This window comes from Legionella drancourtii LLAP12 (assembly GCF_000162755.2).
GTDB lineage: Bacteria > Pseudomonadota > Gammaproteobacteria > Legionellales > Legionellaceae > Legionella > Legionella drancourtii.
Genome location: NZ_JH413847.1, coordinates 37,351 through 54,130, shown reverse-complemented (window position 1 = coordinate 54,130; position 16,780 = coordinate 37,351). Strand labels below are relative to the sequence as shown.

The following is a 16,780-nucleotide window of genomic DNA, read 5'->3' as shown; positions in this document are numbered from 1 at the left end:
TAAATTTATCCATACCACGTTCTTGCTTGGCAATAAGCGTACCCACTACGGTAACTGCCGCGTCCTGTGTCCGCTGGCGTAAAGCAAGAGCTGCTTGTACACGCAATAGAATCAATACCAGCACGATTAATAAAAAAATGGAACTAGTAATCACATAGCGACGATGCCGTTTGTCTGTCAGTTGTAATTGAATTTTTTTAAGCATGTTCGTTCCTTTGCTTCGTTTTCGCTCTTAACTTTCGCTCATGGATAACATAAAAAACACAAGGTACAAAAAAAAGCGTGGCGATTGTTGCAAAGGACAAACCACCGATTACAGCTCTTCCCAATGGCGCATTTTGTTCCCCACCATCTCCTAGGCCTAATGCCATAGGCAACATACCAATCACCATGGCCGATGCCGTCATCAATACCGGACGCAAACGTGCTCTGCCTGCCTCCAATGCCGCAACATAGGGATTGGGGGTATGAGCAATATGATCTCTGGCAAAACTAATAATTAAAATACTGTTTGCGGTTGCCACGCCCATACACATAATCGCCCCAGTTAATGCCGGTACACTTAACGTGGTATGAGTTAAAAACAACATCCAGGCAATGCCAGCCAAGGCGGCAGGCAAGGCCGTAATAATGATAAAAGGATCGGTCCATGATTGAAAATTGATAACGATTAATAAATAAACCAACAAGATAGAGAAGGCTAATCCCCAATACAAACCACTAAAGGCATGTTGTTGGGTATCAATTTGACCACGAATAGCCACCGAAGATCCTTTAGGCAGCTCTTTTTTCATATCATTGATAATTTTTTGAATATCTTTAGCGACTGCACCTAAATCCCTATCTTGGATGGAGGCAAAGATATCAATTACGGGTTGCACGTTATAATGTGATTCAACCACCGCCGTCCAAGCCCGAGTCACCTTACTCATAGCGCCTAAAATTTGTACTTGGCTTGGTACAGTTAAACTGCCAATGGGGAGGTTATGTAATGCTTGCAATGAATCCATTACATACTGAGGTGCTTGGGTCACAATGGGATAGGAAACACCATTTTTGGGATCTAACCAAAAAGTAGGGGATGTTTGAAAACTACCCGATAAAGCTATCAATAAATCGGAAGCAATATCAAATTGCGTAAAACCAAGTTCACTTGCAAGGCTGCGATCCACATCAACAAAGAATACCGGATAATTATTAGCTTGGCGCGTACGAATATCAGCAAGACCTGGAACTTGCTTTAATCTCTTTATCATTTTATTGGCATAAAGAGTGTTTTCCTCTTGTTTTAAACCAATAATTTGGATGTTAATCGGTGATGGTAAGCCAAAATTAATAATTTGATTGACAATATCCGCGGGTAAAAAGGCGACCGAAACCGAGGGAAACTTATTATTTAAGATTGCTCGTAATTCACGAACATAATCTGGGCCAGGCTTATGTTTTTCCTTTAAAGAAATTAAAATATCCGCATCTTCAGGACCAACCGTTGCCGAATTACTGTACGATAAGTTAATACCACTGACCGGAAGCCCAATATTATCAACAATTGTCTCAAGCTCCGCAGGAGGAATCACCCGGCGAATTACGGTATCAATTTCATCGACTAATCTTGCGGTCTCTTCAACCCTAGTTCCAGTTGGTGCGCGGATGTGTAACTTAATTTGTCCGGCATCAACATTGGGAAAAAAATCAGAGCCCAGCCAAGGCCATAGCAATAATAAAGAAATAAAGACAAAGGCCAAAAAACAGGGAATAAAAACCTTCGTATTTTGTAATGCCTTGGATAATAAATCACAATAGTACTGACGGAGTTCTGCAAATTTTTTTTCAAAGGCTTCATGCAAACGAACAAATCTATTGGTGCTTGCTGGTTTTTCCCCTGAAAGATCATGTTTGTGCAGTAAATATTTGGCTAAAGTAGCAACCAGTGTACGCGATAAAATATACGACATTAACATCGCAAAAATTACCGCCTCAGCTAAGGGCACAAACAAATACTGCGCTACCCCACCTAAGAAAAACATAGGTACGAAAACAATACAAATACATAAAGTAGATACCAACGCCGGCACAGCGATTTGTTTCGCCCCATCAAGAATGGCTTGTTCTACTTCTTTGCCCTGTTCTAAGTTCCAATTAATATTTTCAATCGCAACCGTTGCATCGTCCACTAAAATACCTACCGCAAGTGCTAAGCCACCCAAGGTCATAATGTTAATCGTTTCACCTAAAGCCGAAAGAATAGTGATGGAAGCAATAATGGATAAAGGAATGGACAACGTAATAATAAAGGTACTGCGTAAACTGCCAAGGAAGAGTAAAATCATTAATCCAGTTAATGCGGCAGCAATCATCCCTTCAACAATAACTCCTTGAATCGCCGAGGTCACGAAGATGGATTGATCAGCAAACTTAGACAAATTCAATCCCTCAGGAAGAATTTCTTTTACTTTCGGCAATAAGGCCTTAATCTGATTAATAATATCTAAAGTAGAAGCATTTCCCGTTTTCTGAATAGACATCATTACCGCCCGCTGTCCATCCACGCGGACTATATTTGTTTGTGGTGCAAACCCATCGCGAACATGTGCCACATCACGGATGTAAAGCACACGACCTGGCGTTGCTTTAATCGGTAAATCATTAAGTTCATCTACGGAAAGCGGACTACCGTTGAGTCTGACAATATATTCATACTCCCCTATTTTTTGCGTACCAGCAGGAATAATCAGGTTTTGTGCATCAATAGTCGCATTAACCTGTTGTGGTGAAATCCCATAAGTCTGCATCGCTTGTAGATCAAGATCTACTTGAATTTGCCGTATCTTACCACCATAAGGATAAGGAACCGCCGCTCCTTGAACAGTGGCAAGCTGACTACGTAAAAAGTTATTAGCTAAATCATTAAGCCTCTGTTCAGGAATGGTTGCGCTAGACAAAACTAACTGTAAAACCGGAACTGTTGATGCTTTATAACTTAAAATTAGTGGCGGTAAGGTGCCTGGAGGCAGATTCTTCAACATTGTTTGCGATATTGCGGTGACCTGACTTAAAGCAATATCAATACGAACCCCGGGATGGAAAAACAATTTGGTAACACTCACACCAATCAGCGATTCTGATTCAATGTGTTCAATATCATTAACCGTAGTCGTAACTGCACGCTCAAAGACACTGGTAATTCGATCGGCCATTTCATCAGGTGGTAAACCAGTATAAGACCAAACCACGCTGACTACGGGAATATTAATATCAGGGAAAATATCGGTAGGAGTTCGCATGATTGCCAAAGGCCCGATGATCAGAAGCATCAGCCCTAACACAATAAATGTGTAAGGTCGCGAAAGCGCAATCCAGACAATCCACATAACTAACAGTCCATGTTACACAAGTTGAGAGAGCAAACCACTATAGCAACAAAATGCCGCTAAAATAAGTTTTTTATTATTAATTTCATGGATTAACTATACGGATAGGATGAAAAATTTTTTCATCCTTTACTAATCATGACCAAAAACCTATTCATTCATCATGAACGTTGTGTGCTTATGGCGTTTCCGATTAGCATTTACAAAGCCGCAACGCTATTAGCGACATTAACGTGATACAGAAGCACTAACAAGTGCGTACTGCGGGTTAAATAGTAAACAAAGACCACAGGCACAATTAAATTTTACTTCAATTCAACTACCTGGCCACATGCAGCAAAACCAAGAAAACCTTGTGCTTGGGCATCAGGTAAAACGCCATCATTATAATGATAAAGCCACATTTTCGCTTTAAGAGCGGGAGGTAAGGAACTTAATTGCTCAAAATGAGCATGAACGCCACTTGGCAATGGTAAAGTTTCACAATCATGAAAAATAATTGTTGCCTGTTGGTAATATCTATCCAGTACTTCAGGAGTAAATTGGGTATCTGCTGTAATAAAAAAATGTTTGCCTTGAAAGAAGATATCGATACCATAACTAGGCATCAGTTTGCCATTTGAATGCACATGGACGGTTTTAATCAACGTTAATTGTAATCCTTCCCATTCGTAGATCTGACTGTCTGCTACTGTATGTACAGAAAAATAATCATCCAGCGTCGCATCTTGATTTTCCAAGGTTTTTAAGCCACCGCTTAACGAGCGATTCCACAGCAATTCCACCAAGTCTTCATGAACTATAAGTTGTGGCCGGCCATTGGGAGACACAAATTTGCGCTGTAAAGCAAACCATTCCAGACCACCAATATGATCTGCATGTAAGTGACTTGCAAAAACAGCGTCGATTTCGTGGGGCACATACTTTGCTTTGGTTAATGAAAAACGAATATCGGTTCCACAATCAATTAACAATTTTTTGCCACTATCGGTAAGCAGCAGCATATTGGATTGAAAGTTTGTAAGATCCGTTCCCAAACCACTGCCAGCACCTAAAAATAATAGTTTCATTAATCAATCCTGGTTAGTACTGCAATTCCTGAATAAAAACAAACAGCTTCCTATAAAAGATAGCATTTAAACTTAATTATTAAAAATAGCTCTATTTTAGTAAATAATCTATTCTTTTTAGTAGGAACCAGGCGCACAAAAATGGTTATAATGTAAAGGTAAAAAATGAAATGAAGCTTAATCTTAAAAATACACGCCTGCTCAATTGCTTTTTCTTCTTCTTGGCAACAGCCCTTATTAGTTTGATAATTTGTTTATTTGAATTAAAACACATTGCCCATCAAGAGATAATTAGTGAGGAAGAACGTTATCAATCCTATATAATCGCCGATAGGTTAAGACAACGTTCGGATGATTTAACCGCCATGGCTCGCCTATATGTCAATACAGGTGAAAAAAAATACCGCAACTATTACAATGAAATACTGGCTATACGTAATGGAGCAGCGCCTCGTCCGCTAAAATATGATGAGTCTTATTGGGATTTAATCATTACTCATAAAATTATCCCCAATTACATGCAAGCCCAATCCTTAGCAGAAAGGATGTTGGAACATCATTTTACCTTAAAGGAATTTGCATTGTTGCTTGAGGCAAAGAATAAAAGCAATAGCTTGGCACAAACAGAAACAAAAGCAATGAATACCCTTGAAGGCAAGTATGAGGATGAGCAAGGCAATTACACAATTCCAGGAAAACCCAATCAACAACGTGCCCAACACCTGTTATTTAACGCAAAATACATGGAAGCAAAAGCCCAAGTAATGCTCCCCATCCACAAATTTTTTGAACAAGTAAATACACGGACGACCAAAAAACATGAAGAACTTCGTGCCAAGATGTTTCAAATTATTTTCATCGCAATCTTGTTGGCTATTTTATCAACTCTATTTATGCTTTTTTCTCTAGTGCAAGCATTAAAATCATTAGCAAAAGCAAATGAAGAAAATGACTTATTACTCCTAAATATTCTGCCAGAAACAATCGCTGTTCGTTTAAAATCAGGAGAAGAGGACATTGCTGATGAATATACTCAAGCCAGCATAATGTTTGCGGACATTATTAATTTTACTGAACTAACAGAACACTTGGGCGCGAAAAAAACCGTGCACATTTTAAATCAACTGTTTGCAGAGCTAGATAGTCTCACAGAGCAATATAAGGTAGAAAAAATAAAAACCATTGGTGACAACTATATGGCCGCCTCAGGAGTCCCCATACAAACCACCGAACATGCTACAAATATGGCGAATTATGCCTTAGCTATTCTCGAAAAAATGCAAGCTTTTAATCAAAACCATCATCTGAAACTCCAATTCCGTATTGGTATGACTTATGGCAACGTAATTGCGGGAGTAATTGGCCATAAAAAATTTTTATATGATGTCTGGGGTAATGTCGTTAATCTTGCCAGCCGATTAGAAAAAAATTCGTTGCCCAATAAAATTCATATTTCAGAAAAAATGGCCTTTATGTTGGGTGATGAATTCCTCATTGAGCCTTATGACACGCTGACAATAAAAGGATTTGGCCAGATAAATACTTTTTTTCTTATTGGTAAAAAAGAAAAAAAGCCACAGAAGAGTAAATTACCCCTTCTGTTTAATGGCAACGTGGACATATTCCATAAATATTCAAAGCATGATCTGTCATTTTAAAATTGGCACGCTCAGCAATTGTTTTTTGACGCTGCTCAATAATTTCATCAACAAACTCTTCGACACAGCCACATTTAACACAGACCAAATGATCATGATGCGCACCCTGACTCAATTCAAATACAGAATGGCCCCCAAAATTATGCCGAGAAACTAATCCAGCGCTTTCAAACTGTGTTAATACCCGATATACCGTAGCCAAGCCTACATCTTCTCCTGTTTCTAATAATGCCTTATATACACCTTCCGCACTTAAATGATGATTATGAGACTGTTCTAAAATTTGCAATACTTTCAATCGCGGCAATGTAATTTTTAATCCGGCATTTTTTAATTGCTTGCTTTCTTCCATTAGTGCTCCTGGGCAAATAGCCCTCAATTCGATGGTTAGCTTTAGTATAATGAAGTTCGATGTACCTTGCAGGTGTCTTTCGCTAAATGACGTGCTATTATGGCGAAATTTTTCACGGTAGGCAAAAAAATGCGAATAATAGTTTTTCTTCTTGGTGTTTTATTTACCTTAACACTGACCCAGTGCACCTCCTTCGACTTTGCACGCCGAGTTGCCCAACAAGGCAATTTAATCCCCAAAGCCAAAGTTGATCGATTAAAAGTAGGCATGAGCAAAAATGATGTTGCTATTCTGATGGGGACCAGTTTATTAAGTCCGACGTTTAATAATGACCGCTGGGATTATGCCTATACCTGGCGCAAAGGTCATGGCAACATGACCATAACTACCGTAAGTCTTTATTTTTCTCATGGAACATTAAGACAGATAGAACGTAATCCATAATCTAAAGTTGGGCCTCGTGGATGCCGTAGATTGGCTCATTTACCCAACCTACGGTCAACTACTTCTTAGAGCGAGCAAGCTGTCGTCTCTTTTCTTTAGGATCTAAGACCAATGGCCGGTATATTTCCACCCGATCTCCATCTTTAAGCACAGCATCCAAAACTACTTGCTTTGCATAAATCCCGACCGCCATATTTTTCGTTTCAGGATGTGAATGATAAATTTTCGATGCATTTAAGGCATCCAACACCGTTGCTCCTGAATTAAGTGTTAGAGTCAAATGCACCGTTTGTCGCTCTAAGGTAACGTAAACCAACTCAATCTTTAGCATACATTGCCTTGGCTCTATCGCAGAAAGAATCAACCATTTTATCCGTTACCTGCTCGAATACTGGCCCAAGAAGCATGGAAAACATTCGTCCTGCAAATTCAAATTCCAAATCAAAAGAAATCTTACAACCTTCATCTACTTCATCAAAACGCCAAAAGCCTTCTAAATGACTAAATGGCCCATCAACCAAGCGAATTTCGATCATTTTATTCATCTGCAAACGATTACGCGTGGTAAATGATTTACTCATACCAGCCGCGCCAATCACTAAAGTAGCTTGTACCTCATCATTGTCCCGATGATGCACCACACTTTCTGTACAATAAGGTAGAAATTGTGCATAATGTTCTACCTCATTTACCAAACGAAACATTTGTTCGCAGGTATAAGCAACTGTTCTTGATTTTTTTACTACCGTCATTACATGCTCCCAGGAACTTGTTGGCTAAGCCAAAGGCTGATGTCTTTAATTTCATCCATACATACTGAATGTTCCATAGGATAATAATGGTTAGACAGATGCGTATAACCATTATTTAATAACCAATCTTTACTCATCTCAACCCACTTAGGCAACACCAGCGGATCAAATTGTCCTGAACCCATAAAAATAGGCGTTTGTTTATCAAGTGTAGGACGACTATGATCGGCTAAAGGTAAATATGCAGATAAAGCAATAACACCACCCAAACGCGCCGAAGTATGAAGAGCGGTATGCAATGCCATCGCTCCGCCTTGAGAGAAACCGGCTAGAAAAATCTGTTCATAGGTAAAACCATCCTGCAATTGTTCATCCATTACTTTGCGGATAATCCCTGCTGATTGCTCAATTCCGGCTTTATCTTGTCTATCAATTAACTCCATACCAACAATATCATACCAAGCAGGCATAACCATGCCATTATTAAGCGTCACCGGACGCATTGGCGCGTTAATAAATACATGGCGCAAAGCCACATCAGCTACAGGTAACTGATCGGCCAATCCAACCATATCTGAAGCATCGGCACCCAAACCATGCATCCAAAGAACACAGGCTTGTGCTGGAGCTTGAGGCTCTTTCATATAAACACTCAAAACCATCCCCTTTTACACAAAAAACAAATTATCGCCAATGCATTGACACAGTGCAAGTTATACCACGCCAATATTTGCAGTGAACGGATCTTCGCACGCAGAACCAACAATCTGTTTTATTTTGGACAACCAAACACTAGCTAGCCATTTCTTAGTTTACCACCAATAATGTGCTATTGTGTCACCATATGAGCCATATACGAAAGGTATAACAGATTTGAATATCTGCCACTTTCCCTCACCATGCTCGGTACAAAGACTATATTTACACCGACATTGAAAAAAATGCCTAAAGCAGTGTGCACAAAAGGGACACGAGTAGCAGATTACCCTAAAGGTGAAACACTGATAGTGGCTCTCAACGCTGATTCAAACAGAAACGCCCGCACAAACTGGAGACAAAAATTATGCTTATCAGACAAATGAAGTCGTAGTCATCAATGGCCCAGAAACCAATGGCTTCGCCCTAGACCTTGCTGCTGCATTAAAAACGATTGCGCACAGCCAAATGACGATCAACATTATTGCGCATAGTAGAGGGGGGAGGCCGAATCAATTTTAATTGCTCATGAATTACAAGCACTACAAGAAATTATTAAAACCTGTGACAATGCACAACAGTTCATTAAACAATTAAGTGAACACAAGCCAAAAGACATCAGCCCCCCTAAAAATAACACCCCAGATGTTATCGCGGTCTTAGATGCTCAGCTAAATTTAATCCCCATCGGTACAGAAAAAGCACGTAAAGACGTTCTAGAAACCTTTGATAAGGTCGTGCGCGAAGTAAGCCGTCAATAGTTTACTGATGATTGGAACTCTGTTGAAAAACAAGAAAAGAAGCAGACATTATGTCAGGCAATCATTGACATAATGGCAAAATTTTTTAATGGCTTATTAATACAACTAAATCAAGTAGAAAATCAATCCAGCTTTGCTCTAGAAGAAGCGATTAATTCTGAAGAAGATCAGTACGCCCCTAACCTATAATTGCAACTGGTATTTTTTAATAAATTAAGTGCGTCGCGGTGATTAAAAGATACCCTAATTTTACGTGCACAAAAATGCAAGTACTTTGCTAAATTTAGAGCTCACTAATCAAACGTGCCGCTTATTAAATTAACCTGTTTTATTTTTATCTCACTTCAAAATATATTACAAATTTAATTCTCAAAATTACTGCAGAACAAGAAAGGTGGTGCTAGACTTTAGGTCGAGTGGACTGCCGTGTGTTCCACGTATGTTTGTTTTAGATCAATTATCAATTATCAATTATCAATTATTTAAATAATAAAGAAGGATGGTATTAAATATGGAAGCAACAAAACGTACATTTTTAAAGTCTACACTTGCAGTGGCATTACTTGCTTCTGGTGCGGCTTTTGCTGTAGGCCCAACAAACGGACAATTAGTTATAGTAAATAGCCTTGGAAACGTAGTTGCCGCTACAGGCAACACGGGTGCCACTGCGTCTAGCGTATCGGTAGTTGTTTCAGATGCTACTGGCCCATGCTCCACTACTGCAAACCTTGCTTACAATGGCACCGTCACGGTTAAATGGTCCTCTTCAGCTACTCACAGTGCAACTTCGTGTACTAGCATCGCTTCAGTTGCTGTAACACCACTCAAAACTACTGTTGGTTCTGTGGCAACTATCGTTTATGACTCTGTCACAACAACTACTGTACCTGCGACTACCGCTACTGCAGCCATTAACTTTACTGCGCCAACAACAGCCTACGCGAATATGGCATTAATTATTAACGGCACAGGTACACCCGCAGCGGCAGTAACTGCTTCTGCTACTGCATGGGGCGTTGGTGCTGCTTCTGCACCAGCATTTAATGCTGGTAATGGCGCTTTAGACACCGTTGGTGTTCCTGGGGCTGTCGGTGCTTATGGTTTAAAAGCTGAAAATTTAATGAGACGTTACGCTATTCTTCCATTTAATCTTTCAGTTAATTAATAATTAAATATTATTAATTAAGAATAGTATGCTATGATATTCAGTGCAGAGGAATGACTATCTTTTCTGCACTGAACTATAAACGATACAACCTCTTACTGGCTATTTAATGAACTATTTTCGGCATACCGTCATCACCCTTGTGGCCTTGCTTATTCTATCTGGCTGCGGACAAAAAGGCCCACTCTATCTACCGCAAGCAGAACAGACTACTTCAGAAAAATAATATGCGTATAAAATTTACAAAGATGCATGGCTTAGGTAATGATTTCATAGTGATTGATGGCATCAACCAAAGCATCAATCTCCAACCACTACAAATAGCCAAATTAGCTCAGCGTAATACCGGCATAGGTTTTGACCAACTATTACTGATCGAGCGCAGTACTCATACAGGCATTGATTTTAACTACCGTATTTTTAACGCCGATGGCCAAGAAGTAGGCCAATGTGGCAATGGTGCACGCTGCCTGGCTGTATTTGCGAAATATTATAATTTAACCCATAAAAATCACTTAACGGTAGCAACGACCACAACACAAATGAGTTTACAAATTAATGCCGATAATAGCGTTCGTGTGGAGATGGGGATTCCCCAACTCAATCCTGCAGCAATTCCCCTGAGCGCCGAACATCAAGCAGCCGAATATCAATTAGAACTACAACATGGCCAAACAGCAACCATGCATGCCATCAGTGTCGGTAATCCGCATGCCGTTTTACTCGTTAAAGATGTAGAAACAGCGCCGGTGCCTACATTAGGTCATGAAATCAGCATTCATCCCCGTTTTCCAGCACAAGCAAATGTTGGTTTTATGCAAATTATCAATCCACAGCATATCAAATTACGCGTTTATGAACGTGGTTGTGGCGAAACACTGGCCTGCGGCAGTGGTGCCGTTGCCGCAGTGGCTATTGGCCGCTTATATCACCGCTTGGATAAGCAAGTAACGGTGAGTCTGCCTGGTGGTGAATTAATTATTGACTGGCCAGATTTTACTGCACCAATTACCTTAACTGGTCCTGCCGTCTTTGTTTATGAAGGCCAGCTTTCACCATCCTTTTAGCTCATCTAATGAAATTAGTACATGTTAATGTATTAGATGCATTCAAAGAATTGGCAGCTAACCAATAGCTACATAAAAATCAGTGCCCGTACAGGCAATATTGCCTTCTGGTATCAGGCGGGACGTATCGATGGAGGAAAGCACCTTAGTGCAAATGCTTATGCGTCACAATATGACAATCAAAAATTTTGACTATTTTTTAATTTATTACCAAGGTGAACGTAACGCACTGAATCACTTGTTAAATGATTATCTGGAATTTCATACACATGCACCAAAATCATTGCAATGGGATCAAGCAGAGCTTCATATCGTGTTTCTCCTCATGAGAAAGGAGTTAAATGCAGAAGTCAGGAATACCATATTTGCAGTATTTCTGCGTTACCCTGAATTATTTGATGAATTTATATGTCCTCGTCTTTTTTTATATCATGCCACTGCAGCAATTCAACATTTTGGCTTAGCAGGGGGGATTAAGAATTATCAAATCGTAATCAAGTTATGTTCTTTAGCACTGCAAAAATTAAATCCTGAGCAAAACCAGGAGCTCATCAGGATTGCACAACAAGCGAAAACAGAGACTGACGAGGAATTATATGCGTGGCTAATGAAGAATAAAGAATCCCTATTAAGCAATCAATTCCGCCTTTTAGAACTGTTCTTAAAAGAGCGATCCCCAGATGAAATTATCTGGCTTAGTAAAACAGATCCATAACCGTTCGGATAAATTAAAACGAGTTACAGATGAACTCGATTGTGTCATACCAGAACCTGATGCCGTGCAAACCACAAAAATCAACACCAAAACGTCGGATGTGGTGACCACCACAACAGAGACTTTTTCTATATGTATAAGAGAGGCCAGTGAATATGCACAATCAGCATGGAGCTGGGTATCTAACTTTAGTGATGGCTTATTTAGCACAAAAACAGAACCGAAAACCACAAAGCCTGGTAAAACGGAAATTTCCTTAGCCTCGATAATTGGTCATTAACAATACCTCACATGGAGAGGTCAAACGATCGGGTTTGAGTGAGAAGCCCAACACGGTCATTAAAATATAGTTTTAACAACTAACGGCTACGGCAATTACCTAAATTTAGCTAGGACTGTTCCGTACTTACTAACTGATGTTTCTTAAGCTTCCAACGCTTATGCATCCAATTCCATTGCTCCGGATGAGCTAAAATAATTTGTTCTAAAGCGCGATTATAAGCCAAGGTGTTTTGATAAAGAGATTCTGCCGTACTCCCATAATCTTGCCAAGGAATCGGATCGTAAAACTCTAAAACATGTTTGCCACTAGGCAAACGATAACCTGCAGCAGGAATAACCGGCACGCCTGTATAACGCGATAAAGTAGCTAAACTACGATAAGTTCCAGCTTTCTCACCAAAAAATTCGACTGCGATTCCATCACGATTCGCTAAAGAAGCATGCTGATCTAAAACAAAAATAACGGCATGATTTTGTTCCAGGGCCGCACAGACCTTATCAAGAGAATTTTTTTTGGGAATAACGTTTAATCCAACCTGGTAATACTGCTTAAATAAACTGCGTTCGATCGACTTAATCGATAAAGTCCGACGAATGAAATGAAATTGCCCCTGAAACTCTTTAAAGTTTAATACGCCGCCTATCGGTGCTACTTCCCAATTACCAAAATGCCCAGTAAGGACCAACACCCCTTTTTGCTGAGCCACTACAGCAAGCATGTTTTCATGGCCACGTACTTCTACCTGTTCGCCGAGTGTCTTTTCACTCATAAAACGTAAGTGTAAGGCTTCTTTAAAAGATTTAAGCAGATGTGAGTAGTATGACATAGCCAGATGCTTTTTTTGCGCCATACTTAAGCGCTCTCCATAAACGCGCTCTATATTAGCCATAATGACTTGGCGTTTATAAGGCGCATATTTATAAATGATACGCCCAAAAAAACTAACCGGTAATTCACTGATTTGCTTGTCTAAATCATTCACAGGATTTAATCACCAAACACGTATTCATACTGGCAAACCCTCTGTTGATTATCAATGCATGCGCCGAATTGCTTAGTGATTGATGATCAGCGCTTACTGACAATTCGTTACAATTCGTTGCGATCTGTTGTAAATTAGCAATACCTGGTACGCATTGTGCTTCCAAAGCATAAGATGCCATGACCGCATCAATTAATCCTGAGGCACAAATCGTATGTCCCATCGACCATTTAAATGCGGTTACGGGTATCTCATGCGGAGCAAAAACATTTTTTATGGCATTCGCTTCACTGTCATCTGATTTTATATTGCCATTGCCATGCGCCACGACAAAGCCAATGTCTTGCGGTTTCAGCGCGACCACATCTAAAGTACGTATCATTAATTCAGTTAATTGCTGGCCACTTGCCTCAATAGAAAATAATCCGGCAACTTCACTATTCGATAAACCACCAACAATTTCGCCGTAGCAAACTGCTGAACGAGCTCGCACACTCGCTTCACTTTCTAAAACTAAAGCAGCAGCTCCTTCAGCCATAATCGTACCATCATGAGCCTCATCAAAGGGTTTTAAATGGCGATGGCTCAATACACCTAATTGCTCATAATAAAATAAAGATTGTGGTTCAACGGCCAAGTCATAAGCAACAACGACTGCGCGTTCAACCTGACCACTACGGATCGCATGATACGCCTCGATCAAAGCTTGCGTTCCGCCTACAGCGTGATTGGTTACATTGTGATTAGGCCCTTTAAAACCATAAGTAATACCAGTATAAGCAAGAACATTATTAGGCAAAATACGTAACAACCACATCGGGTGGACTTCATCAAATAATTGTTGGGCAAAAGGCTGCATTTGGCCATGAGATTTTGCCAGCAGAGGTAAAAAATCATACTGCTGGAAATACTTGTTTCCAGGTGAACCGACAAAAATGGCTGTTTGCTCATTGTACGCATCAGCATTGTCCAAAGTATCACGATAAGGAATAATTTGGCTGTGTTCCACCGCTTGCACTGCCGCATTAATACCAATCACATCCTGGCGCGAAATCACTTTAATTAATTTGCGGTCAGGCAGCATTTTAGCGGGCTGAAAATCCTTTAATTCACCACCAAGACGCGCAGGCCATTGCGATAAGTCCCATTCGCCTATTTCCGTAATCCCACTTTTACCGTTTAAAATAGCTTCCCAGGTTGCATCAGCGGTATTTCCGGAGGCAGTTAATGCGCTTCGACCCGTAATAAATACTCTATTGCTTTGACTCATCGACCTGCTCCTCCAAACTCGGGATGCTTAAATAATAAGCAGCTATTCGAGCCACCAAATCCAAAAGAATCAGACAAGACCACGCCTAATGATTTTTCACGCGGCCCCTCGACGACATAATCTAAGTCACATTCGGGATCTGGTGTCGTTAAATTCGCCGTCATCGGAATTCGTGCTTGCTCAATGGATTTAACCGCTAATACGGCTTCAAGTGCACCGGCAGCAGCAATTAAATGCCCCGTTTGCCCCTTGGTTGAACTCACGGGCAACTGAGCAATACGTTCACCAAAAACTGCTTTAATAGCATTCGTTTCACTTAAATCATTCATCTTCGTTGAGGTGCCATGCGCATTAATGTAATCCACATCAGCAGCCTGTACGCCAGCATCCTTCAATGCACGTTCAATGGCTTGAATTGCCCCATCACCATTTGGATGTGAATCGGTAATGCGATAAGAACTTAGCGAGTTGCCTTCACCAGCCAATTCTGCATAGATACGCGCGCCTCGTGCTTTAGCCTTATCCCATTCTTCAAGAATTAAATAGGCAGCCCCTTCACCTAAAACAAAGCCATTGCGGGTACCATCAAAAGGACGACTGGCGGTGGCGGGAGTATCATTATACGTAGATAGAGCACCTAATAAACAAAAGCTGGACAGTCCAATTGGGTTAATCATTGAATCAAAACCACCCGCCAGCATAAAATCAGCTTCACCGCGACGAATAACGTGCATCGCTAAACCTAAAGCTTGACCACCAGAAGCGCAGGCCGTATGCACAGAAGAAGCATAACCTCTAATGCCAAATTGTTGAATCAGTAAGGATAAACCTGAATTAGGGGTTGTCTTACCAAAATCAGCCAGCTTATAAAATTCTTGAGTATTTTCTTGTAACTGAGACCAGTTCACCTCACCATCTGGCGCACACGCTTGCTGAAAACGATGCAGGTAGTCAAATTCAGCAGTCATCATGCCGCTGCCCGTAACCACGCCCCAGCGTGCAGCAGTTTGCTCTGTAGGTAAAATGCCTGCATCGGCAAACGCTTGATATGCAGCCTCTAAGGAATATTCGGTAAACGGCATCGCAAAACGAGTATATTTATTCTTTAATGCCGGGTTAGGCTTGAAGTTTTTCACCTCAGCAGCAATGTACGTAGGAAACGCACTTGCATCAAAGTGTTTAATCTCGGCTATTCCTGATTGTCCGGCCAATAAATTAGACCAGGTGGACTCAACATCAAGACCTAAAGGCGACACTGCGCCTAAACCGGTAATCGCTACTCGTCTTTTTTTCATGTTATTTACCTCTGGGAAGGAGCACTACATCCACAACGCAAACGCGCTTACCAGCGACTGCACTGCGATAAGATAAGATTAACTCATCTTCGCTATGTCGCTTAACGGTTACACAACATTCAATCACATCACCAGGATGGACAAATTCATTCATTTTTATTTTGCGCAGCTCACTGATATGGTAATTCACAGAATACCCAGCGCGCGCGATAAATTCACGTGCTAAATTTAATTTGCATTCCAACAACACGGTCATCGGTAAAACGGGTTTTTTAGGAAAGTGATCCGAAAGATAAGGTGCGGCTATGGTTACTCGTTTTTCCGCAACCAAACTAACCCCTGCCTCGCTAGAGCAAATTCTATCAAAGGTCATCGAAACGGTAGTGAAACCAGAATTAGTTAATAACTCGTCAGTGCATACTGACGAACTTAAAGCGCAAATTTTCGACCAATCACCAGGATTATTAATTTCGGCGTATTGCTGCTTTATGTCATCTACAGCAATAAAATCAGTCATCGGCAATAAGGGGCCTAACGCACCCTCAACACTAAAAATAGGCTCATCGCCTACGCGGGCAACACTATGATACTGCACTGCGCGCTCATCCAAATTATCAATATATGATTCAAGCAATAAGGTTTCACCAACATACGCTGGCCGGTGCAAACGCGCACTAGCAACAATGCCTGCAACAGGCCTCTGCGAAAACCCATTGCATTGCATTACATTCCATGCGGCTAATTGACCTAGCGTTTCACCAATTAAAGAAGAGATAAAACAATGACGCCCCTGTTCATCAACAGTCAAAAACGTATCATCACTGGTAATGTGTTTAATCCCCCGAATCAAATGACCGGGAGATGAGTGCACAATTCGGTCAACAAACAAAAATCTCATC

General features: G+C 40.7%; 17 protein-coding genes and 1 pseudogene. 7 read left to right on the top strand and 11 right to left on the bottom strand.

The features are described 5' to 3' along the window. The 3 genes and pseudogenes from LDG_RS19745 to LDG_RS15025 form a co-directional block, all read right to left on the bottom strand. Positions 1-205, bottom strand: a pseudogene (locus LDG_RS19745) (efflux RND transporter periplasmic adaptor subunit); the annotation flags it as partial. Next, positions 198-3,371 carry an efflux RND transporter permease subunit gene (locus LDG_RS15030; protein ID WP_006872282.1) on the bottom strand — a complete coding sequence of 1,058 codons (3,174 nt, stop codon included), beginning with the start codon at positions 3,369-3,371 and terminating at the stop codon, positions 198-200. The gene LDG_RS15030 and the pseudogene LDG_RS19745, both read right to left, overlap by 8 nt. Positions 3,372-3,676: 305 nt before the next feature. Beyond that, positions 3,677-4,441, bottom strand: coding sequence for an MBL fold metallo-hydrolase (locus tag LDG_RS15025; RefSeq protein ID WP_006872281.1), 765 nt, complete (start codon positions 4,439-4,441; stop codon positions 3,677-3,679). 170 nt (positions 4,442-4,611) lie between these two features. Here LDG_RS15025 and LDG_RS15020 point away from each other — a divergent pair, with 170 nt between their 5' ends. Further along, positions 4,612-6,099: an adenylate/guanylate cyclase domain-containing protein gene (locus LDG_RS15020; protein ID WP_006872280.1), complete on the top strand. Its 1,488-nt coding sequence runs from the start codon at positions 4,612-4,614 to the stop codon at positions 6,097-6,099. Here LDG_RS15020 and fur read toward each other — a convergent pair. Then, positions 6,044-6,451, bottom strand: a complete 408-nt coding sequence (fur, locus tag LDG_RS15015; protein ID WP_040536169.1) for a ferric iron uptake transcriptional regulator — start codon at positions 6,449-6,451, stop codon at positions 6,044-6,046. The two genes, LDG_RS15020 and fur, sit on opposite strands and share 56 nt — an antisense overlap. 99 nt (positions 6,452-6,550) lie before the next feature. On the opposite strand from fur, the gene LDG_RS15010 reads away from it, so the two are divergent. Then, positions 6,551-6,895, top strand: coding sequence for an outer membrane protein assembly factor BamE (locus LDG_RS15010; RefSeq protein ID WP_006872279.1), 345 nt, complete (start codon positions 6,551-6,553; stop codon positions 6,893-6,895). A 58-nt stretch (positions 6,896-6,953) separates the two neighbouring features. Here LDG_RS15010 and LDG_RS15005 read toward each other — a convergent pair whose 3' ends face one another. From LDG_RS15005 to LDG_RS14995, 3 genes are read right to left on the bottom strand one after another with little or no spacing between them, the layout of a single operon-like run. Further along, a complete protein-coding gene (locus LDG_RS15005) occupies positions 6,954-7,226 on the bottom strand; it encodes an RnfH family protein (protein ID WP_040536166.1) in 273 nt (90 codons plus the stop codon). Continuing rightward, positions 7,213-7,647: a type II toxin-antitoxin system RatA family toxin gene (locus tag LDG_RS15000; RefSeq protein ID WP_006872277.1), complete on the bottom strand. Its 435-nt coding sequence runs from the start codon at positions 7,645-7,647 to the stop codon at positions 7,213-7,215. The genes LDG_RS15005 and LDG_RS15000 overlap by 14 nt, the downstream gene beginning before the upstream one ends. Next, entirely contained in the window at positions 7,647-8,291 is a 645-nt protein-coding gene (locus LDG_RS14995) for an alpha/beta hydrolase (RefSeq protein WP_006872276.1), read from the bottom strand. Before LDG_RS14995 ends, LDG_RS15000 begins: the two co-directional genes overlap by 1 nt. A 1,324-nt stretch (positions 8,292-9,615) precedes the next feature. On the opposite strand from LDG_RS14995, the gene LDG_RS14990 reads away from it, so the two are divergent. From LDG_RS14990 to LDG_RS14975, 5 genes are all read left to right on the top strand, one after another. Continuing rightward, positions 9,616-10,269: a hypothetical protein gene (locus LDG_RS14990; protein WP_040536164.1), complete on the top strand. Its 654-nt coding sequence runs from the start codon at positions 9,616-9,618 to the stop codon at positions 10,267-10,269. Positions 10,270-10,378: 109 nt separating this feature from the next. Next, positions 10,379-10,495, top strand: coding sequence for an LPS translocon maturation chaperone LptM (gene lptM, locus LDG_RS19115; RefSeq protein WP_006872272.1), 117 nt, complete (start codon positions 10,379-10,381; stop codon positions 10,493-10,495). A 1-nt stretch (position 10,496) separates the two neighbouring features. Beyond that, positions 10,497-11,336: a diaminopimelate epimerase gene (gene dapF / locus LDG_RS14985; RefSeq protein ID WP_040536162.1), complete on the top strand. Its 840-nt coding sequence runs from the start codon at positions 10,497-10,499 to the stop codon at positions 11,334-11,336. Between the two features lie 130 nt (positions 11,337-11,466). After that, positions 11,467-12,051: a hypothetical protein gene (locus LDG_RS14980; protein WP_006872270.1), complete on the top strand. Its 585-nt coding sequence runs from the start codon at positions 11,467-11,469 to the stop codon at positions 12,049-12,051. Further along, complete coding sequence (locus LDG_RS14975; protein ID WP_006872269.1) at positions 12,017-12,331, top strand: hypothetical protein; 315 nt, start codon at positions 12,017-12,019, stop codon at positions 12,329-12,331. The genes LDG_RS14980 and LDG_RS14975 overlap by 35 nt, the downstream gene beginning before the upstream one ends. A 109-nt stretch (positions 12,332-12,440) precedes the next feature. Here LDG_RS14975 and LDG_RS14970 read toward each other — a convergent pair whose 3' ends face one another. The 4 genes from LDG_RS14970 to LDG_RS14955 are packed head-to-tail and all read right to left on the bottom strand — an operon-like array spanning position 12,441 to position 16,779. Next, the gene (locus LDG_RS14970; RefSeq protein ID WP_006872268.1) at positions 12,441-13,316 is read right to left on the bottom strand and encodes a lysophospholipid acyltransferase family protein; all 876 of its coding nucleotides are present in this window, start codon (positions 13,314-13,316) and stop codon (positions 12,441-12,443) included. Then, complete coding sequence (locus LDG_RS14965) at positions 13,309-14,586, bottom strand: beta-ketoacyl-[acyl-carrier-protein] synthase family protein (protein WP_006872267.1); 1,278 nt, start codon at positions 14,584-14,586, stop codon at positions 13,309-13,311. Before LDG_RS14965 ends, LDG_RS14970 begins: the two co-directional genes overlap by 8 nt. Further along, on the bottom strand, positions 14,583-15,881 hold the full coding sequence (locus LDG_RS14960) for a beta-ketoacyl-[acyl-carrier-protein] synthase family protein (protein ID WP_006872266.1): 1,299 nt from the start codon (positions 15,879-15,881) through the stop codon (positions 14,583-14,585). Before LDG_RS14960 ends, LDG_RS14965 begins: the two co-directional genes overlap by 4 nt. A 1-nt stretch (position 15,882) precedes the next feature. After that, positions 15,883-16,779 carry a 3-hydroxyacyl-ACP dehydratase FabZ family protein gene (locus LDG_RS14955; RefSeq protein WP_040536160.1) on the bottom strand — a complete coding sequence of 299 codons (897 nt, stop codon included), beginning with the start codon at positions 16,777-16,779 and terminating at the stop codon, positions 15,883-15,885. Position 16,780 lies beyond the last annotated feature (1 nt).